The sequence below is a fragment of the Undibacterium parvum genome (genome assembly GCF_003955735.1).
Taxonomy (GTDB): domain Bacteria; phylum Pseudomonadota; class Gammaproteobacteria; order Burkholderiales; family Burkholderiaceae_D; genus Undibacterium; species Undibacterium parvum.
The window spans coordinates 1,984,318-2,003,326 of record NZ_CP034464.1 but is presented as its reverse complement, the minus strand read 5'-3'; the positions used below and the strand labels follow the sequence as shown (position 1 = coordinate 2,003,326).

18 protein-coding genes and 1 pseudogene are annotated in these 19,009 nt (G+C 51.5%); 10 read left to right on the top strand and 9 right to left on the bottom strand.

Going from position 1 to position 19,009, the window contains the following annotated elements; genetic code table 11:
* The first annotated feature begins 2 nt into the window (after nt 1–2).
* The 6 genes and pseudogenes from EJN92_RS08695 to EJN92_RS08670 form a co-directional block, all read left to right on the top strand.
* Nucleotides 3–1,190 carry a beta-ketoacyl-ACP synthase gene (locus EJN92_RS08695; RefSeq protein ID WP_126127449.1) on the top strand — a complete coding sequence of 396 codons (1,188 nt, stop codon included), beginning with the start codon at nt 3–5 and terminating at the stop codon, nt 1,188–1,190.
* The gene (locus tag EJN92_RS08690; protein ID WP_126127448.1) at nt 1,187–1,645 is read left to right on the top strand and encodes a hotdog family protein; all 459 of its coding nucleotides are present in this window, start codon (nt 1,187–1,189) and stop codon (nt 1,643–1,645) included. The genes EJN92_RS08695 and EJN92_RS08690 overlap by 4 nt, the downstream gene beginning before the upstream one ends.
* A gap of 9 nt (nt 1,646–1,654) precedes the next feature.
* Complete coding sequence (locus EJN92_RS08685) at nt 1,655–2,404, top strand: 3-ketoacyl-ACP reductase FabG2 (protein ID WP_126127447.1); 750 nt, start codon at nt 1,655–1,657, stop codon at nt 2,402–2,404.
* 40 nt (nt 2,405–2,444) lie between these two features.
* Entirely contained in the window at nt 2,445–3,683 is a 1,239-nt protein-coding gene (locus tag EJN92_RS08680; protein WP_126127446.1) for a beta-ketoacyl-ACP synthase, read from the top strand.
* Nucleotides 3,684–3,693: 10 nt separating this feature from the next.
* Nucleotides 3,694–4,353: a 4'-phosphopantetheinyl transferase family protein gene (locus EJN92_RS08675; RefSeq protein WP_126127445.1), complete on the top strand. Its 660-nt coding sequence runs from the start codon at nt 3,694–3,696 to the stop codon at nt 4,351–4,353.
* 37 nt (nt 4,354–4,390) lie between these two features.
* Nucleotides 4,391–4,606, top strand: a pseudogene (locus EJN92_RS08670) (transposase zinc-binding domain-containing protein); the annotation flags it as partial.
* Nucleotides 4,607–4,873: 267 nt separating this feature from the next.
* On the opposite strand, the gene EJN92_RS08665 reads toward EJN92_RS08670, so the two are convergent.
* The 7 genes from EJN92_RS08665 to EJN92_RS08630 all read right to left on the bottom strand — a co-directional run bounded on the left by EJN92_RS08665 (nt 4,874) and on the right by EJN92_RS08630 (nt 12,128).
* Nucleotides 4,874–5,278, bottom strand: coding sequence for a type IV pilin protein (locus tag EJN92_RS08665; RefSeq protein ID WP_126129849.1), 405 nt, complete (start codon nt 5,276–5,278; stop codon nt 4,874–4,876).
* A gap of 15 nt (nt 5,279–5,293) precedes the next feature.
* Nucleotides 5,294–5,806 (bottom strand): pilus assembly PilX family protein, encoded by a 513-nt coding sequence (locus EJN92_RS08660; protein ID WP_126127444.1) that lies wholly within the window; start codon nt 5,804–5,806, stop codon nt 5,294–5,296.
* Nucleotides 5,807–5,814: 8 nt separating this feature from the next.
* Nucleotides 5,815–6,570, bottom strand: a complete 756-nt coding sequence (locus EJN92_RS08655) for a PilW family protein (RefSeq protein ID WP_227869770.1) — start codon at nt 6,568–6,570, stop codon at nt 5,815–5,817.
* On the bottom strand, nt 6,570–7,094 hold the full coding sequence (gene pilV / locus EJN92_RS08650; RefSeq protein ID WP_157984333.1) for a type IV pilus modification protein PilV: 525 nt from the start codon (nt 7,092–7,094) through the stop codon (nt 6,570–6,572). The genes EJN92_RS08655 and pilV overlap by 1 nt, the downstream gene beginning before the upstream one ends.
* Nucleotides 7,091–7,606, bottom strand: a complete 516-nt coding sequence (locus EJN92_RS08645) for a GspH/FimT family pseudopilin (protein WP_126129847.1) — start codon at nt 7,604–7,606, stop codon at nt 7,091–7,093. The genes pilV and EJN92_RS08645 overlap by 4 nt, the downstream gene beginning before the upstream one ends.
* The gene (locus EJN92_RS08640) at nt 7,606–10,740 is read right to left on the bottom strand and encodes a pilus assembly protein (RefSeq protein WP_126127442.1); all 3,135 of its coding nucleotides are present in this window, start codon (nt 10,738–10,740) and stop codon (nt 7,606–7,608) included. Before EJN92_RS08640 ends, EJN92_RS08645 begins: the two co-directional genes overlap by 1 nt.
* Before the next feature lie 449 nt (nt 10,741–11,189).
* Complete coding sequence (locus EJN92_RS08630; RefSeq protein ID WP_227869769.1) at nt 11,190–12,128, bottom strand: polysaccharide deacetylase family protein; 939 nt, start codon at nt 12,126–12,128, stop codon at nt 11,190–11,192.
* Nucleotides 12,129–12,833: 705 nt separating this feature from the next.
* Here EJN92_RS08630 and EJN92_RS08625 point away from each other — a divergent pair.
* The 3 genes from EJN92_RS08625 (at nt 12,834) to EJN92_RS08615 (ending at nt 16,052) form a co-directional block, all read left to right on the top strand.
* Entirely contained in the window at nt 12,834–13,103 is a 270-nt protein-coding gene (locus tag EJN92_RS08625) for a hypothetical protein (RefSeq protein ID WP_126127440.1), read from the top strand.
* 249 nt (nt 13,104–13,352) lie between these two features.
* The gene (locus tag EJN92_RS08620) at nt 13,353–15,383 is read left to right on the top strand and encodes a UvrD-helicase domain-containing protein (RefSeq protein WP_126127439.1); all 2,031 of its coding nucleotides are present in this window, start codon (nt 13,353–13,355) and stop codon (nt 15,381–15,383) included.
* Nucleotides 15,384–15,431: 48 nt separating this feature from the next.
* The gene (locus EJN92_RS08615) at nt 15,432–16,052 is read left to right on the top strand and encodes a pyridoxamine 5'-phosphate oxidase family protein (RefSeq protein ID WP_126127438.1); all 621 of its coding nucleotides are present in this window, start codon (nt 15,432–15,434) and stop codon (nt 16,050–16,052) included.
* Nucleotides 16,053–16,076: 24 nt separating this feature from the next.
* Here the strand turns inward: EJN92_RS08615 and EJN92_RS08610 are convergent, their stop codons facing one another.
* Together EJN92_RS08610 and EJN92_RS08605 are read right to left on the bottom strand one after the other, a co-directional pair.
* On the bottom strand, nt 16,077–16,892 hold the full coding sequence (locus tag EJN92_RS08610; protein ID WP_157984332.1) for a substrate-binding periplasmic protein: 816 nt from the start codon (nt 16,890–16,892) through the stop codon (nt 16,077–16,079).
* A 167-nt stretch (nt 16,893–17,059) separates the two neighbouring features.
* Nucleotides 17,060–17,860, bottom strand: a complete 801-nt coding sequence (locus EJN92_RS08605) for a substrate-binding periplasmic protein (RefSeq protein WP_126127436.1) — start codon at nt 17,858–17,860, stop codon at nt 17,060–17,062.
* Nucleotides 17,861–18,110: 250 nt separating this feature from the next.
* Between EJN92_RS08605 and EJN92_RS08600 the strand changes: the two genes are divergently transcribed.
* A complete protein-coding gene (locus tag EJN92_RS08600) occupies nt 18,111–18,998 on the top strand; it encodes a TraB/GumN family protein (RefSeq protein WP_157984331.1) in 888 nt (295 codons plus the stop codon).
* The last annotated feature ends 11 nt before the right edge of the window (nt 18,999–19,009 follow it).

The following is a 19,009-nucleotide window of genomic DNA, read 5'->3' as shown; positions in this document are numbered from 1 at the left end:
CTATGCTGTATTTAAATCACTGTGGAATTGTCTGCGCACTCGGTAACAGCACCGAGCAGGTCAAACTGCGTCTGTTTGATAGCGGCACGAGTGGCACTAGTCTGACATTCAGCGATGCCTATTCGCCTGGCCGGGTCTTAGCGCTGGGTTGTGTCGCTGGCACATTGCCGTCTATGACCGCCTTGCCGATTACCCAACGCAGCCGGAATAATCAGCTGGCGCTGGCCGCGCTGGCACAGATCCGTCCGGCGCTCGATGCTGCAATTGCGCGTTACGGCGCAGACCGTATCGGTATTGTGATTGGCACCAGTACCTCTGGTGTTGCAGGTACAGAATCAGCATTACGGCAATATGCTTTAGAGCAAACTCTGCCCGCAGATTTTCATTATGCGCAGCAAGAGATGGGCTCGCCAGCGGCCATGCTGGCAGCAGAATTAGGTATCAGCGGCCCGGCCTATGTGCATTCCAGTGCTTGTTCATCGAGCGCCAAAGCGATGGCCAGCGCTGCGCGTTTGATCAAGATGGGCCTGTGCGACGTGGTGCTGACGGGCGGCGTTGATAGTTTATGCGCATTTACCATCGCCGGATTCTCAGCGCTAGAATCGGTGAGTAGCCAAGTCTGTAATCCGCTCAGCGCGAATCGTAATGGCATCAATATAGGCGAAGGTGCTGCCTTATTTTTGATGAGTCGCGCGCCGGCTGCGGTGGCACTGTGCGGCTGGGGCGAATCCTCAGATGGTCATCATATGTCGGCACCCGATCCGGCCGGTGGCGGTGCGCGTCTGGCCATGACGCAGGCCTTACAGCGCGCTGGCTTACAACCAGAGGATATCGATTACATCAATCTGCACGGCACTGCCACACTACAGAACGACGCGATGGAGTCACGCGTGATCGCCGATATTTTTGGCAGCACGGTGTGGACTAGCTCGACCAAACCTTTAACCGGGCATGCCTTGGGTGCTGCTGCGGCACTTGAGGCTGGTTTGTGTTGGCTGGCGCTGCAAGAGGATAATCCTGAGGGCTATTTACCCCCGCACCTCTGGGATGGCATTCCTGATCCGGCTTTACCAGCTCTCAAGCTGGCGCTGCCGAGTAGTCGTCTGGGGCGAACCTTGCGCTGGGCGATGAGTAATTCTTTTGCTTTTGGCGGCTCTAACGCAAGCCTCTTGTTTGGGAGAGTGGCATGAGCTATCCCGATCTACGCGAGCTGGTACCGCATTCAGGGCCTATGGTCTTGCTGGATAAAGTGCTGCTGGCAGATGAAGAGAGTTTGAGTGCCGAAGTCACAATACGGGCCAGCAGTATGTTCTGCGATGGCTCTGGTGTGGCGGCTTGGGTCGGTGTCGAATATATGGCGCAGGCGATTGCCGCGCACGCCGGGTTTTTGGCCAGACAGCGCGGTGATGCAGTCAAAGTGGGTTTCTTGCTTGGCGCGCGACGTTACCAGGCCAGCACGGCGCTGTTTACGCTAGACAGCGTCTTAGTGGTGAGGATCACGCGCTTGCTGCAAGGCGAGAATGGTTTGGCGGCATTTGAATGTAGTATCCATGACAGTGCGATGCTCGATGGCGTCGCGCTGGCGCATGCCACCATCACCGTGTTTCAACCGGATGATGTCGCAGAATTTATACAGGAAATGTAGGGTCTTTTTATGAGTAATGAAAATCAGCAAAACAGCGGCAATAGCGTCCTGGTCACCGGTTCTTCACGCGGCATAGGCAAGGCAATTGCTTTGCGGCTGGCACGCGATGGCTATGACATCGTCTTGCATTGCCGCAGCCAGCGCGCTGAGGCCGATGCGGTAGCGGACAGTATCGTGGCGCTGGGGCGCAGTGTGCGCGTATTACAATTTGATATTAGTCAGCGTGAAGAGACTGCCGCCATTTTATTGGCGGACGTCGAACAGCATGGCTGTTATTACGGGGTGGTCTGTAATGCCGGCGTGGCGCGTGACAATGCGTTTCCAGCGATGTCGGGCGAGGATTGGGATATTGTGTTGCAGACTAATCTGGATGGCTTTTTCAATGTGCTTAATCCGCTCACCATGCCTTTGGTGCGGCGTCGCAAGCCTGGCCGTATCGTCACCTTGGCGTCAGTCTCGGGCTTGATCGGTAACCGTGGTCAGGTCAATTACAGCGCTGCTAAGGCAGGTATCATCGGTGCCAGCAAGGCTTTGGCGCTGGAGTTGGCAAAACGTGAGATTACCGTCAATTGCGTGGCACCAGGTTTGATAGAGACCGATATGATCAGTGATGTGCCTATGGAAGAGGCGCTCAAGCTGATACCGGCAAGGCGCGTCGGCAAACCCGAAGAAGTGGCTGCCGTAGTGAGTTTTTTAATGAGTAAGGATGCTGCCTATGTGACCCGACAAGTGATCTCGGTGAATGGTGGCATGGCTTGAACGAGTTGCAAGACGTTTCGAAATAAGAATGGAAATATAGATGGAAAATATGCGTCGCGTCGCCGTGACCGGCATGGCTGGTATTAGTCCTTTAGGCAATGACTGGAGTAGCATACGTGCGCGTCTGGGCGAGTATCGCAATGCCATCGTACCTATGGCAGAGTGGGCCGATTACGATGGTCTGAACACCAAGCTAGGAGCGCCGGCATCCGAGTTTGCCTTGTCGGATAAATACACGCGTAAAACGATGCGCAGCATGGGCCGGGTCGCTCTGATGGCTACCCGTGCCAGTGAATTAGCCTTACTCGATGCTGGGTTGCTGGACCATGCACTGCTGAAAAGCGGACAGATGGGCGTGGCGTTCGGCTCCTCCGCCGGCACCCCGAGTGCCATCGGCGATTTTGGCCGCATGATGGAAGACCGCAGCACCAAGGGGATTAACGCCACCACCTATATCAAGATGATGGCGCATACCGCACCGGTGAATATAGGTGTATTTTTTGGTGTAACCGGACGTGTGATTACGACCTCGAGCGCCTGTACTTCGGGCAGTCAGGGCATAGGCTATGCGTATGAGGCGATACGCGCCGGCAAGCAGCTTGCCATGATTGCCGGCGGTGCCGAAGAATTATGCGCGACCGAAGCGGCGGTATTCGATACGCTGTTTGCTACCAGCGTTAAGAATGATGCGCCCGCCACTACCCCTAGCCCGTTTGATGCCAAGCGCGATGGCCTGGTGATCGGCGAGGGTGCCGGTTGCCTGATACTCGAAGACATGGTGCATGCACAGGCGCGCGGCGCCACTATCTACGCTGAGCTAGTCGGTTTTGGCACCAATAGCGATGGCTGCCACGTCACGCAACCCAACGCGACGACCATGCAAACAGCCATGCAACTGGCGCTCGCTGACGCCGCTTTGCAGCCATCCGATATCGGTTACATCAATGCGCATGGCACCGGTACCCAACAAGGCGATATCGCCGAATCGCAAGCCACTGCGCGGCTATTCGGTGAGCACACCCCTATCAGTTCCTTGAAAAGCTATATGGGCCACACCTTGGGCGCCTGTGGTGCGCTGGAGGCCTGGATCAGTATACAAATGATGCGTGAGGGCTGGTTTGCCCCTACCATCAATCTGCAGCAGGTCGATAGCCTATGCGCCCCCTTGGATTACATCATGCAGGAAGGCCGGTCTTTACAAACCGATTATGTGATGTCGAATAATTTCGCCTTTGGCGGTATCAATACTTCTTTGATTTTTAAACGCTACTCTGCTTAGCAGCGCAAGCATGAATGAAGCAGCGCCGCCGACAAATAATGCTAATAGCACCAACAGCGCCACCATCTGGCTGTTAGACGGTCGCTGCGTCAATGAGGCGGTGTTGGTCGCCAGTTTGGCGTGGCTCAATGTCGATGAGCAGCAACGTTATGCGCGTTTTATAAGGCCAGAGCGTCAGCGTCAGTTTCTGTTGGGGCGCTGGCTATTGCGCCGCGTGCTAGCCGAATCTTTGGCGCTCACGCCGTCGCAGATAGTGCTGCGTGAGCGCCCACATAATGCGCCGTTACTACTCCTTGATACAGGCCTGCCACTGCCGCATTTCAGCCTCTCGCACAGCGGTCCCTGGATCGCTTGTGCACTGAGCATGCAAAGCGCCTTGGGCTTGGATATCGAGTTGCTCGATGGCCAGCGCGATCTGGCAGGATTGGCGGAACAGATTTTTGACAGCAGCGAATTAGCGTCTTTTACGGCCTTGCCGGAAGCTGAAAAGCGCCTCAGTTTTTATCAGACATGGAGTAGCAAAGAGGCGCACTACAAGCTGCGCTGCAATGCGGCTGCACCAGCAGCGCAGCAATTTCAGTTAAGCCATACTAGCTTGTCTATCGTCTTGTGCAGTGCCATGCCCTTAGCGGCCGTGCCTCAGATCTCCGTGCCGCAGTGGGCGGCTTAATTGTCGGACTGCCACAGCCAATTCCAGAGTCCCGGCAATTTTGGCTTACTGCTTGCATCGCGTACGCTGCGATGCTTGTGCTTATGATTTTCTGGCGGCCTTTTCATGCAAAGGGCACGGAGTTTGCCCATCGTGCAATACGAGACGCATGGTCGAGGCGGTAGCGCATCTGTCTGAGCACATTTCCCCAAGCTGCGAGTGAGCATGGGGGCGGTCGCTATCAAAGCGCTTACGCTTGTATTCTGAGTTGGAAGCCACCGATACCAGCCAATGCCAGGTCCGTCGTGCCGTAGACAGACCACGCGAACAAATATCCGCTTGGTAGGTAGCCGGAAATTCCTGCCCGCATTGCAAGAAGAAGATGATGGTGGATGGATCTAGGATTAAATCGCCTGAAAGTAAAACCTTACTCAAGGATCGTTAAACAAAAAAAGCGCAACTCCTTTTGCTGGAATTACGCTTTTTTCGGTCCACTTATACCGCGCACTAACATCAGTAAAATAGACAGTGGGAAACCTGTTTACGATGCCCAAGTACCGGTAGTTACGCCAGTATTTGTTAGCGTTTGAGTACCATCACTAGCTTGCCCTGAACCGCTAACCGGCGTAGCGGTAACCGTGAAGGTATTTTCGGTGCAGGTTGCCGAAAAAGTGTAACTTGCGGTTGCTGCCTGTGCGGCAACACCACATGTAGTCCCAGCCGCAGCCGTCACATATCTGCCATTAGTCGTGAAATAACGCTCGAGCGCCTGCGCATGGCTGCTTAAAATTTGCTGTGCATCGCCGCGCCTCGCCTTGATCACATTTCCTCGATAAGACGGCAAAGCGACCGCTAAAATAATACCCAGAATCGCCAAGGCTATCATTAGTTCAATCAGGCTAAAACCTTTTTCCACAGACCATTTAGACATACGCCAATTTCTCATTTAAAACTCCAATCATTAATCGGTAGGGCAGACATAAGCGATGGTTTGCAGTACAACCACAGAAGTACTTGCCAGACCCACGCCACGTCCCATAATGCTATAAGCTTTGCAAGCTTCTTTGCCGGTTGATGGCGTCGACGTGGTGAAGACAGAATTATTTAGCCAGTTAATCAAAAACTTCGCGCTAGTTAACTGCCCGGTGGCGATTGTCACATCCACGGCATTAGTATCACTCCAGACGCTAGGCATGACTGTCGTAGTAACTGCCGCTCCGGTAGTGGCAAGATTGGCCGTCGTACAACCATCTTCAACACAAATTGTGCCGCCAGTCTTTAGCGCGGCCAAACCTTGAACCAAAGCCTGCTCTGCCGCCATTTTGGCGCGACCTCTATCCATGTGGCTACCTGCCATACGTTCACTAACAGTGGAGGATCTCATACCTGCCATGACAAATAGCGTTACTGCCACCAACATTATCAAGGATACGATTAAGACAAAGCCTTTTTGATGTTTTTGCTTTTTATTCATAAAAATTCCTAACGATTCTTGAGCAAAACAGTGGTCCAAAAAGCACGATATAATTTTCTGTCATTTTGTGTGTTCGCGATATCTGTACCAGAGCAATCTTTGACCAAGGCTGGCTTCACTACCGATGAATCAAGTGCCTCTGAGCGTAGTAGCAAGCAAACTTTCACCGACACTATTTGATCAGCGCTTACTCCTGAAGGCAAAGTGCTAACATAAGAATCCGCGATGCAGTCGCGCGGCTTAGTACCAGCGTTGGCTATTCCGCAACCAAAATTTTCAGGGGTTAAGGCCGGGCCGGTATCAATTCCAAACTTGACTAAAAAATCCACCACTTCACTACTATTTCCGGTCCCGGATATTGCCGGAGCGATCCAGTCAACCGTACCGCATTGCAACTTGCCGGTATTGGTCTTTTGTATCACCAGTGTCTGGGCCGCACCGGCTAGCGGCACCGATCCATCACAAGCAATCAGATTACTGCCATCGGCCTCAAATCTGGCGGTGAGGACGTTGGCTGCAACTTCGATACGATCTGCTGGCATGGCACTCACTGGTGTCTGCCGAAAACCAGCCTGAGAGACGATACGCTGTATCATGGAAATTGCATAACGTCCCTCTTCAGTTAGCGGATTCTGCATGCCCTGAACTTTGTTAGTTTGCCGTGACGACACATAGGAGGCGCTCACCGCCACCAAGGCCACCATGGAAATAGTGATCGCCACTAGGAGCTCCACTAAAGAAAAACCATTTTTGCGCATATTCATCATTCGATTACCACGCTATAGCTAGAATTGGAATTATCTTTACGATTATCCAACCAGGTAATCGTCAAGGTATAGCGAAAATAATCGGGGTTAGCAGCGGCTACCGCACTCAGTGTAAAACTTGCAGCGGGCAATTGAGATTTCAGAACAGTGTTCCACTCGAGCATTTCCGCATTCACCAAAGCCTGATAGGTATTTCTATCCGCATCCTGATTGCTACAACTTGCCGGGTTCGGGCTACATTTAGAAAAATCAGCTGGCTTTCCTGGTGCTGGGGTGGCATCGGCACTGGCAACAAAAGGCGTGCGAAGCGCGCGAATTCTATCGGCCAAGTCATTCCCAAGATCAACCGCAATGCTGCGATAAAACACACTCTGGTTCATGACTATGCTTTTAGACTGGGTCGCACCCAGACCTATCAAACCGAATGCAAGTAGCAAGATCGCGATCATGACTTCCAATAGAGTCATACCACTTTGCACCTTAGCGTCACACATCACACTTTGCTTTTTCATTCGTTTCATGGGCATACCGTGCTATCAATTCGTTTATCGACATGCCCGGAGGCACTTACGTTAACCGTTTGTTGTTTTCTTCCTGACACGCAAAGGACAAAACTGCTGGCTGCAGTGGGTGTGCCTAAGGTCGCACCAAACTCTACAGCGCTCGCAGCGCTAGTAATCGTAACGCCGGACTTGCCAAGCAAACGCTGGCTGATCGTAGTACCGTTAATAAGAACCCAACCTTTCGTCCAATCAGTCGCAAGGGTAGAGCAAGCCGTGGCTGAATTGGGCGTTGCTGCCGGGCAGACCTTAAAATTGCTACGCTGTTTAATCGCATCCATACGTGCTGCACTAATAGTCCGCACTAGCAAGTCTGACTGAGAGGATAAGCGCGCATCACGTATCAGATCTCGCATACTAGGCACCCCTATGGCCATTAACACCGCCGCAATACTTAATGTCATCATCAATTCAATTAAGGTAAAACCTGCAGTATATTGATGGGACCCAGCCTTTTGACCTGAATTCTTCATTATTTAATCTCGCGCCAGAGGGTAGTTTCGATGCGTATTTTATCCGCACCCGGCCCGGTCAAAGAGTCTTTTCCTAAGTCGTCATTACCTACCGTGCCACCATAGATAGAGCCTTTTCCTTCCGATGGCGGCCGTAAGATAGTCTTGCCGCGCTTAGTTCCTGCCGGAGCATTCCCGGTGTACACCGCCATGGAATTTGCCTCCCTAAGAGCGATCACACTACCGATATCATCCCAGCCATCAGTGTTCTGATTTATCGGGCCAGTCAGCTTTGCTGTGGTTGCAACATAACTCATTTCGGTAGGAATACCATCTTTTTGATAGGCACTCAGATAATCATCAATACCGGTCCCGATTTTGTCAGCTGCTGACGATTTGCCATCGCCATCGATGTCAATAAAACTAAAAGCCGAAGCTGTTCCCTTGTTTGCCTTGCGGGTTACCGAGCCACTCATAGGATTTAAGCCTATGATCCAGCCCTTACCGCCTGGCAGGCATTTTTCGGTACTCACGGGCACACCTGTACCAAACAAAACTTTGTCATCAAACACCATAGGCGAAGTGACCAAGCGTTCACTGGAGTCAGGGAGATCCAAATACCAACCAAGTTTCGGTGTAGCCGCAGCCCAGTTTGCGGCGGAAGCCAAATCAAAGGCTTTAGCGGCAGCAGTCGTCGTGTCCATTTTGCGATAGGTACCCACCCGCTTGGAAGTTAAACTAATAGTAGGCGTCGCAAAAGCCTGCTGCTGTAAATTAGCAAGGGTCACGGTAGTCGGAGATGCCTCCATTTTATCGAGGACGCCGTATAAGGTTTGCGTCGTGATATCGGAGCGATCAAGATTGGTCAATAACTGACCAGTGCCAAAAAATATAACATTGCCTAAGGAGGTGCCATCCGATGCTTTATTCGCAGCCATGATACCCGGACGCATGACGATAGGGTGACCAGCACCGGCATCAAAGATCGGCGTGGTAACTACTTTAAAATTGACGGCGTCAGTAGATGTCAAATCAAAGCGCCACAGCTTGCCATCAACATCACCGGCATAAACGTAATCAAGCACACCATCCTGACCAAAATCCAGACCCGCCGGTGACGATAGCCCGGTGCTATTCGGCACCACTATTTTTTTGAGTAGAGTTCCATCGTCGGCTTTAAGTATATACAACACGGACTCATTGGCCACTTGTGTCGTAGCGCCATCAACCCATTTATTCTGATAACCATTCGAGAGTATCACGGCAGGCACTACTGCTTTGTCACCATTTCTGACGTTGTAGATCACCGGAACTCCGAATGCATAGCCCATGCCGGTGTCATTGACGTTATTCCATTCCCATTTCACAACTGAAGACGGGAGGCCAGTTATTTGTGTTGCACTAGTGGCATCGACTGCATAATATCCGCGTCCGCCCTGACCTAGACCACCGGCAACGATGGTCTTCCAGGCGCCACCTGCTTTAATATCTTGCTGACGCATACTGCCGTTCACGTGGTAAGCGTGTGGCGTGCCCGCGCTGACTCCATAATCTTTCGCCGTCAATGCTTTCAAATTTGGGTATACCGTTGAAGGGATATAGCCCATCAACTCTGTCATTTTGTCGATGTCAAATGCATGCATCATGCCGTCGTTAGCGCCCACCAAGACCATATTACGCGCGGCATTACTGGAGATAAAACTGCTGTAAGCGCCGTCGTTTGTCGAGCCGCTGGGTTTTGTCACCACCACAGGCTGTCCGTCAACGATATCGCCCAAGAATATGCCTGCGCGTGAACGAAAGCTTGTGTTGGTCTCGTCACCACGGACAAAATTTATCGTATTATTCTGCGCTGTTGCATCTGCACCCAACAATAATTTTTGGGCTGGTGTCATAAACGAACTATTGATGACAAAATCAAACGCAGTCGTAGTGGGCGTGGTTCCCGCCACTTTAGAAGAATATACTTTACGACTAGCCGCTGCGGGGATAACCGCCTTAGGATTAGGAGTACATCCTGCCCCGACTGTACCATCAGCATTCAATAGGAAACAACGTAATTCCCCATACCAACCATTGGGGTTAAACACAGGTTGGAACACCCGGTTGCCGGCAGCCGTGGTTTCGCTTTGGGTCGCCACACCACCGGCGTTCGAGGTGGACGCAACGATACTATCAATCGCATTTTGCAGGGAGGCGACCAACGCATCTTTTGTGCTCGCCATAGAATAACTTCCGTGCCCAACAGTAGCGGTGGCCACCAAAATTGGATCATTGTTATTAAAACCGACGGTATAAGTAGAGATATTTTGTTTTCTAAATTTCGGATCATCAAAAGACTTACCATCTTTATCATTGCCACCAACCCGAAAATCCGCATCATAGGCATACATTGCCACATCCCTAATACTGCGACCGTAATTGGTGCTAGATGCATCATCGGCGGTACCGGTGAAGGGATTATTAACCGTTGATCCTTCCACTTTTGCCGGACATGTCAAATACGAGGAAACATTTGACGTGTCTTTGCAAATTTTAAATGTCCTGCTCTCCGCAACATTTGACGCATTGTAAGACGTGTAAGTTTCAGCAGGTTTATTATTTATCCCAGGAAGAGTATCATCATAAGTTGCGACACCATCAGTAACCACAATCACAAAATTCTTCTGACAGCGATATTGAATTGGGCTTGTATAATTTCCAGCTATTTTCGAAAAATATGAGGTTTGCCCACCAAAATAGCGAGTAATTTCATACAATGCCTCCCCCAATGGAGTCCATGTATCAGGATTTAGTGTATCAATTGCACTCTTAAGATCCGCTACCGTAGAACCAACTGGTGCCACGAGTCGCCCGCCTGCTTGAGTTGCATTTTTGTCGAATGAAAAAAGACCCCAACGAAGGGTGGGATTTCTGTCGATTAAATCCCTAGCAGCCCCCCGAGCGGAAGCCATTTTTTCCAGCCCATCTGCGCCGTTATTCCGCATACTACCAGAGTTGTCAATGTGCAACATTACGTTCGGTGTAACCGAAGTCGACAGCGTAGGCGGCAAGGCAGGATAATAATCAGCGGCAAAAGCCGACAACGTTAACGCAGGAAAAGCGAGGCAGATCGCCACACTGATTTGATTTAAGTTGAAACGTTGCTGGCTCATGGCTATCTCCAAGGGTTTGACACTAGTTTCGCATTCTATCAGGAAATATTGGGGAAAATATCTTCGAATGCTAGGGAACACGCAGACAGTTGCAACTGTAACATTTGACTTACATTTAGTGCGCCTACGCTTGCCGGCCTGTGCTAACAATGCGCGAGACTTCCATTGGAACTTGTGTTTTCTAAAAATTAAGAGCCAGTGTACTTATTACATCCTCTCAATATCAGGCAATGAGAATTAGCCTCTTTTAAGGCCTTACCAGAAGCTGAAAAACGCCTCAATTTTTATCAGGCATGGAGTAGTAAAGAGGCGCACTACAAGCTGCGCTGTAACGCGGCAGCACCAGCAGCGCAGCAATTTCAGTTAAACCATACTAGCTTGTCTATCGTCTTGTGCACTGCCTTGCCCTTAGCGGCCGCGCCTCAGATCGCCGTGCCGCAGTGTACGGCTTAATTGTCGGACTGCCACAGCCAATTCCACAATCCCGGTAATCGTGGCTTAATGCTTGCATCGCGTACGCTGCGCGCCAAGGCGGCGCGCTCCAGCGCATCGGTCTCGTGGTAAAACGCCTTACTCGCCGTGGGCATTTCCAGCTCTTTGGCGACCTCAAGCAAGATTTGTAAATAATCATCCAAGACGCTCGCCGTGTAGCGATTCAGGTCATGGAAGGCGACCACCACAGGAGTGCTGCCATCGACCACCGGCATCTCATCCTTGCGCCAAAGTTCGCGCACCACGCTAAGCTGTTTCAACATGTTGCGGCGCTTGCTCAGACTAAAATTGACGCCCCAGATTTTGCCATCGTTGGCGCTTAGATCGGTCAACAATAAAGACAGGCCATGCGCCTGATAGGCGGCGAACGTGCGGGCATCGTAGCTCCAAAATGGCGGCCTTACCAATTTTGGTGCTGACCCGGTATAGCCCTGCAAATCGGCACAACCTTCACTGAGTGCCAGCTCAAGTTCGGCAGGCTCCAGAAAACGATGATTTGCGTGACTAGTGGTGGCTGTATGAAAAGCTAAAATATGCCCCTCATCGTGTTCGCGTTGCAGCAATGCTTTGCCGATCTCGGTGGCGCCACTGCGATAGGCGCGGGTCTGCACAAAAAAAATCGCCTTGATACCGCTTTGCACACTGTTGCGGGCCAAAACATCGAGCACCCGCGCGCTAGGATTGGCGAAATCAGAACCGCTAGGGCCATCATCAAAAGTGAGTAAAAACCGTATTGGTGCTGCTGTTGATGCTGCATTGTGCGTTGCAGTTGAGGCGACAGTTGGCGTGGCAGCTGCCAGATCTTCAGCCTGAACGTTCAGCGCAAGCACCAGGCCACACAACAAGCAGAGTTGGCGCAGCAAGGTAAAACGAAATGAGGGTAGTAGGACAGACACAATCGAGCAATAAGCGGTAAGAAATTCGGGATAGCGGCATTTGCCGCAGATCACTATTGTACCTGCATGCGGCTGGCTCAGCCTGTCTAAGCTGCGGATCCACATGGGATATGCGTGAACCGGTGTTCGCCGAAAAAACACCGCGAGCCGCAAAGAGAAACAGCGCCAACAAATGCCCCATCTATTAGTAGCGGTGTAAGCAGATGTATCAAAGCTTGCATTTGCCATGGCTAAATGATTAAATAAATAACTTTTATCGGTGTTTTAGGACTTAGGCAAAATTGTCCCAGTTAGGCTTGCCGCCGAAGACAGTAATCAGTACGGCAAGGCGGATACAACGATGCTGGGGCGGTTTTGCATAAGTCCTATGTTTATTGTTATGAAACTTATTCAATGGCCCTTGCTGGCGCGAGGCTAGCTCCGCTACTCGATTTTAGATGGGCATCGCTATTCTTCAAAACCTTCTAGCTGTGTTAAGCAATTGCTCCGTTTGTAAGAAAAGAGTGTTAAAGACAGTGATGACATCGTCATGTTTTCCCGCATTGTCCAACAAATTAAAGAGCTCAATAGCGCGCACTACCACCTCTTTCCGATAAACGAAGGCCGCCTGTGAATCAGCGTTAAGTAAGCATGAGAGAAGCAACAGCAACAAGCAACAAGCAACAAGCAACAAGCAACAAAATTTAATCACTACACGAAACTAGCATGGCAAATCTATTACAAATCACATCCGCAGACATCAACTATCAACCAGAGCAGTTGCTCGATGCTTTACTTAAACTGTTAAATTTAAAAAACGATGCGGCGCTGTCTAAACGACTCGATATCGCACCGCCGGTGATCAGCAAGATCCGCAATCGGCTGTTGCCGGTCGGTTCTACGCTTTTGATACGCATGCACGAAGTGAGCGAGATTAGCATCAAGGATCTGCGCGCTCTGATGGGCGACCACAGGCCACGTTTTTTTGTAGGCTAAGCGCGGCTGGCGCTAAGTCTCTGGCATCGCGCCGCCACTTAGCGCAGAAATTAGCGCAGAAATTAAAAGCAGCCCCTGCCAGCGCGCATAGCCCATGCGGGTTTCCAGCCGGTCTGGCCTACAGGCCGCATGGGATATGCGCGCTGGCGGGTGGTCAATTTCATATCTGATCTGGATTAGCCAGACCTGGGCTGGCTGCGCACGTTACAATACGTCCTGCCTTTTTTCCGGATTTACTCCGCTCTCTTCATGTCCCACGGTCTCAATCAGCCGCAACGCGATGCAGTCAATTATATGGACGGCCCTTGTCTGGTGCTGGCCGGTGCTGGCTCGGGCAAGACGCGCGTGATCACGCAAAAGATCGCTAATCTGATCGAAATCCATGGTTACGAGCCCAAGCACATCGCGGCGCTGACCTTTACCAATAAGGCTGCGCTAGAGATGCAGGAGCGGATTGCCAAATTGCTCAAAGAGCCGCGTCAGGCCAAGCAACTGACGGTCTCTACCTTCCATTCGCTGGGCGTGAAAATTTTGCGGCAAGAGGCGCGTGCGCTGGGCTTGAAGGACCGCTTCTCTATCATGGATAGCGACGATTGTTTTTCGCTGGTGCAGGATCTGGCCATCACCACCGACAAACAATTGATACGCCGCATTCAGGGCGCGATGTCGCTCTGGAAGAATGGTCTGGTCGAACCCGATGTGGCACTGGCGCAAGCCAAGGATGAAGACGAGGCCATCGCAGCGCGCATTTACCGCAGCTATGTGGCAACGCTTTCGGCCTATCAGGCGGTCGATTTCGATGATCTGATACGCTTGCCGGTAGAGCTGTTTCGCATCAACGAGCAAGTGCGCGATAAGTGGCAGCGCCGCCTGCGCTATCTGCTGGTGGATGAATACCAGGATACCAATACCTGCCAGTACGAGCTGGTCAAACTGCTGGTCACCGGCATCGGCAAGAAGCCTATGTTTACCGCGGTGGGTGACGATGATCAGGCGATCTATGCCTGGCGTGGCGCGACTATCGAGAATCTGAAAACTCTGGGAGTGGATTTCCCGGATCTGAAGCTGATTAAGCTGGAGCAAAATTACAGGTCTAGTACCCGCATCCTGCAAGCCGCCAATTCAGTGATAGGCAACAACCCCAAGTTATTCGATAAAAAACTCTGGTCCGAGCATGGCCTGGGCGACCCGGTCAAGGTGCTGGGCATGCAAGACGATGAGCAGGAAGCCGATCAGATCGCCATCATGATTTCTGCACACAGATTCGAGCGCCAGGCTAAGTGGTCGGACTATGCGATTTTGTATCGCGGCAATCATCAGGCGCGCGTGATCGAGAAGGCGCTACGCAAAGAGCGCATCTCTTACACCATCTCGGGCGGCCAGAGTTTTTTTGATAAAGCCGAGATCAAGGACATCATTTCTTATCTGCGCCTGATCGCCAATGAAGACGATGATCCGGCTTTCATCCGCGCCATTACCACGCCCAAGCGCGGGGTCGGTCAGGCCACACTAGAGGTGCTGGGCGCGTTTTCCGGGCAATGGCAGTGCTCACTGTTTGCCGCCGTGTTTAAAGGCGGTATAGAAGCCAAACTGACCGAGCGCCAATTGCGCCCGCTGCGTGAATTTTGCACCTTCATCAATCAGGTCGAGGCGCATGCCCATCGTGAAGGCCATGCCTCTGAATTACTCGATGACTTGATGAAAGAAATCAATTACGAAGGCTATCTGTACGACAGCTTTGACGATAAAGCGGCGCAAGGCAAGTGGCAAAACGTACTCGACTTTACCCAATGGCTGAAAACCAAGGGCAGCGGCGGCAAAGAGGGCACCGATGAGCATCGCAGCCTGCTCGATCTGACCCAGATGGTGGCCTTGATGACGATGATGGAAGGCAAGGACGAAGAGCCCGATGCGGTTCGCATGTCGACCCTGCATGCCTCCAAAGGGCTAGAGTTTCCGCATGTGTTTCTGGTCGGCGTAGAAGAAGGTATCTTGCCGCATAAAGGCGATCCGGATGCGCCGGTAGAAACCATCGCTGCCCGCATAGAAGAAGAGCGGCGTCTGATGTACGTAGGCATCACACGGGCTCAGCGCAGCCTGCACATCACCTGGTGCAAAAAGCGCAAACGCGCCGGCGCACCGGTGCATTGCGATGTCTCGCGTTTCATCAAAGAGATGAAGCTCGATGAAGGCATCGCGATACCGACTGAAGCGGAGACTATCACGCCGCAAAATAGGCTAGCCAATCTGAAGGCTTTGCTGAGTCGGCCTAAGGAATAGCTGGTGTCCGTGCTTAGCAAATTTTGTTGATTTGAATGAGAAAATTAAATGCCGAACTCCAACCAGCATCTAATCACAACAGCCGCGCAACTTGCCAGCGTGTTTGGCGAAATTGCCGCGCCTTCTCTCCGTAAAGAGGTGGCTTATCTGCATCTGCATTATCAGGCCATGATCGCCGCCTCGCCGTTTGCGGTGCTGGCGACGTCCGGGCCGGATGGTCTGGATGCCTCGCCGCGCGGTGATGCCGCTGGCTTTGTGCTGGTGCAGGATCAACATACTTTGCTGCTGCCCGAGCGCAAGGGAAATAACCGCGTCGATAGCCTGCGCAATCTGCTGGCCGATCCGCGTATGGCGCTGCTGTTTCTGATCCCTGGTGTGGGTGAGACTTTGCGTGTCAATGGACGTGCCGCAATTTCGCTAGACCCGGCTTTGCTGGCGCGTTGTGCGGTTGACGGCAAGGCACCCAAATGCGTACTGGTGATCAGCGTAGAGACTGTGTATTTTCAGTGCGCCAGAGCGATTTACCGTTCGGGTTTATGGCAAAACACGGCGCCACCGGCTTCCTTACCCAGCCCGGGTACGATACTGGAAGCCCTGAGTGAGGCGCAGATTCTGGCCGAAGTTTACGACCAGGGTCTGCGCGCCAGACAACAGGCTAGTTTGTATTAGTGCCTGAGTTGCGCGTCTGGCTTTTTATTTTCCCGGCTTGCTATCGGGGCTAAAGATGCGTGCCAGATCGCCCTTGGTTCTGGCGCGTTCCAGCACCTTATTGATTTGGCTTAGCAAGCCTTGATCACGATCCGGACGTATCGCAAAATGTATCTCTCCCGACGATATCGGTTTTGCCTGCACGCAAAATTGGCGAGGGGCTTTGCCTGAGCGCTGGTCCTGTGAGCCTGAATACAGCTCATTGAGAGATAGTTCCAACTTGCCTAAGTCACGCGTCTGGCTATACCACAACAGGCCATCCATACGCCCAAGTCGGAGTTTATTAAAACGTGCCGGCGTGTTACCGGTATCGTCTTCTACCATGAACAAAATATTTTTCTGTTTATCAAACTCTTCACCGTAGCTGGTGCCACGCACTATGCCTAGAGTTTTTCCCTTGAGATCGGATAGGGCGTTAAAGCGAAAATGGCTCTCACAGCGTGTAATGAGCAGGGTTTGCTCAGAATAGATAGGCACGGAGAAGGCCAACTGGCGTAAACGTTCCGGAGTTTTAGAGATGCCAAAAATCAGTCCCTCGCCGTTTTGCGCACTTTCCACAGCGCGCTTCCATGGCACTCTACGTATTTCAAATTGGAATTGTAAGGCGCCTTCAAGGTAGTCGAAAAGCGCTTTGGTTTGCGGAGAAAGCGGTACAAGGGCTGATTTGTCATCGAGCTCTTCGCTGACATAGAGCGGGACGCTAGACCCCAGCGCCAGTGTAGTCAGGGGCAGAACAAGCGCGCCTAGCAGCACGCCTAGCAGGCCTAGGCGCATGCAAAATTGACTACTTGGTTTTGGCATAGTCCTAGTCCTATTTATACAGTTTAGCAGCGCTGTCGGGCATACTGGCTTTGTACCTTCTGTCCTGTCTGGCGATACAGAGTTGATTATGCGCCAGTTCATCTTTTCGAGGCAAACGCGCATAGACATTGCGTGCGTTTTAGCTGCTTCTGATCAGATCAATGTTGCTATTTGACCAGACGCGCAATTGCTCCAGAACGCTTGCCGCGCGCGATAGACGCATTGATGGTGTTGATGATGCCATCGTCCTGGTCGGCACGTATCGCGAAATACATGTCGTCGACCAGCAAGGGTTTGTTGAGTATGCTAAAGCTAAGACCTGGTGGCATGTCTAGGCCTAATTTTTTTGCCTCGGCGTTTAAATACGCCTGTACCGCAGTGGCGGTGGCATAGCGATGGCTAAATAGCATCACATCCATGCGTTTGTTGATCAGTTTTTTCATGCGTGCGACAGGTGCCGCCACGTCTTCTTCTACCTGAAATAATTTACCCTTTTGCTGATCAAAATCATCGCCGTAACTGGCGCCTCTGACTAAACCTAGGGTTTTTCCTTTCAGGTCGGCCAGACTAGAAAACTTGAAACTGGCGTCGCTACGGGTAGCTATCCAGACATAACGTCGAAAAATCGGCTGTGAGTAATGAAAGATGCGCAATCTTTCCTGATTCTTGGTCATGGCCCAGACCAAACCTTCGCCATTTTCCGCATGCTGTAATAAGCGCGTCCAGGGATAACGCCGTATCTCAAATTTCACGCCCATGTCTTGTTCAAAATAGTCAAACATGGCTTGATAAAGCGGTGAGATAGGACGCAATTGATCGTGTTGATCGCGCGCTTCCAGATACATTAGTGGCAATCTCGGGATCACGGGCGCAGCGTGGCTGATGCTGGCAAGCGAGGCAGTTAGCATCACTATGCCAAAAATCACAGTATGCCTGAGCTTCTGGCGGGCAATGGAGTACGAAAACATGGCTAACTTAAAAGCGCATCGCGCCGGATAGATCAATCGGAAGCGCGATAGTAGCAAGGTATTTGCCAGATAAGCCAAGACCCGGCAATTAAGTTACAAATATTCCAGCAAATTGCCTTAGCGTAGTGCTGGCTGTCGCTTTGCTGGCATACTCTCAGACTTGCCACAAAACGTGACGAGCAGTATTCGAATGGTGAATCATTAAAAAAGGCCTTTGCTACACATCATGATGCGATCAGGATTAAATCAGTTGCTGAAACTTCTAAAACCGCTATTGCTTAGTTGCCTGTTGCTGGCGACATTGCCTAGTCAGGCGCAGCAGACTAGTGTGGTCAAGGGCTTGCTATGGGAAATTAAATCGGCCAACAACACGGCCTATTTGTTTGGTGCTATTCATCTCGCCAAAGCCGATTTTTATCCTTTGCCTGCCAGCGTGCAAGCGGCTTATCTGCAGGCCGATACTCTGGCGCTAGAAATCGATGCGAGCGATACTGCCGCCAGCGCCAAAGCCATGCCTATGCTGAGTTATCGTGCGCCAGATAATCTAAAAAAACATCTGAGCAAGAGCACCTGGAAGGCACTGCAAAATGTAGTTGGCGATGCGGCCGACCAATTTCTCGTGTATAAACCCGCGATGGTGGCAACTGGTTTGGCGATTGCTGCGTTTGAAAAGCAGGGCTATGATCCCGGCTATGGGATAGATCTGCACTTTTTGAAGCGCGCCAAGTCCGATAAAAAACGGGTGGTCGAGCTAGAGAGCATAGAATTCCAGGCGCGTGTCTTGGGTGGTTTGAGTGATAAAGATGGCGATGCCTTGCTCAAGCAAACTCTGGATGGTTTTCTGAGTGGCGAGATGCAACGCGAGACCGATGCCATGATAGAAACCTGGAAGTCGGGCGATGCCGAGGCCTTGGCCAAGCTCATGCGTGATGCCGCCAGTAAAGATGCGGGTTCAAAAAAAATCATGAAGCTATTGTTAGACGACAGAAATATCGGCATGGCGCAAAAAATCAGCAGCATGCTGGCGCGCGGGGATAAGCTGTTCGTTGTGGTCGGCGCCGGCCATCTTGCAGGACTCAATAGCGTTACCGATATTTTGCAAAAACAAGGTTTGCAGGTCAAACAAATTCATCAATAGTCGTCAGCGAC

Excerpts from the sequence above, each read along its gene's own strand:
- EJN92_RS08665 (WP_126129849.1), bottom strand. The coding sequence starts at position 5,278 with ATGAGAAATTGGCGTATGTCTAAATGGTCTGTGGAAAAAGGTTTTAGC.
- EJN92_RS08685 (WP_126127447.1), top strand. The coding sequence starts at position 1,655 with ATGAGTAATGAAAATCAGCAAAACAGCGGCAATAGCGTCCTGGTCACC.
- EJN92_RS08610 (WP_157984332.1), bottom strand. The coding sequence starts at position 16,892 with ATGCCAAAACCAAGTAGTCAATTTTGCATGCGCCTAGGCCTGCTAGGC.
- EJN92_RS08625 (WP_126127440.1), top strand. The coding sequence starts at position 12,834 with ATGGCAAATCTATTACAAATCACATCCGCAGACATCAACTATCAACCA.
- EJN92_RS08605 (WP_126127436.1), bottom strand. The coding sequence starts at position 17,860 with ATGTTTTCGTACTCCATTGCCCGCCAGAAGCTCAGGCATACTGTGATT.
- EJN92_RS08680 (WP_126127446.1), top strand. The coding sequence starts at position 2,445 with ATGGAAAATATGCGTCGCGTCGCCGTGACCGGCATGGCTGGTATTAGT.
- EJN92_RS08615 (WP_126127438.1), top strand. The coding sequence starts at position 15,432 with ATGCCGAACTCCAACCAGCATCTAATCACAACAGCCGCGCAACTTGCC.
- EJN92_RS08620 (WP_126127439.1), top strand. The coding sequence starts at position 13,353 with ATGTCCCACGGTCTCAATCAGCCGCAACGCGATGCAGTCAATTATATG.
- EJN92_RS08690 (WP_126127448.1), top strand. The coding sequence starts at position 1,187 with ATGAGCTATCCCGATCTACGCGAGCTGGTACCGCATTCAGGGCCTATG.
- EJN92_RS08640 (WP_126127442.1), bottom strand. The coding sequence starts at position 10,740 with ATGAGCCAGCAACGTTTCAACTTAAATCAAATCAGTGTGGCGATCTGC.
- EJN92_RS08645 (WP_126129847.1), bottom strand. The coding sequence starts at position 7,606 with ATGAAGAATTCAGGTCAAAAGGCTGGGTCCCATCAATATACTGCAGGT.
- EJN92_RS08695 (WP_126127449.1), top strand. The coding sequence starts at position 3 with ATGCTGTATTTAAATCACTGTGGAATTGTCTGCGCACTCGGTAACAGC.
- EJN92_RS08660 (WP_126127444.1), bottom strand. The coding sequence starts at position 5,806 with ATGAATAAAAAGCAAAAACATCAAAAAGGCTTTGTCTTAATCGTATCC.
- pilV (WP_157984333.1), bottom strand. The coding sequence starts at position 7,094 with ATGAAACGAATGAAAAAGCAAAGTGTGATGTGTGACGCTAAGGTGCAA.
- EJN92_RS08675 (WP_126127445.1), top strand. The coding sequence starts at position 3,694 with ATGAATGAAGCAGCGCCGCCGACAAATAATGCTAATAGCACCAACAGC.
- EJN92_RS08655 (WP_227869770.1), bottom strand. The coding sequence starts at position 6,570 with ATGAATATGCGCAAAAATGGTTTTTCTTTAGTGGAGCTCCTAGTGGCG.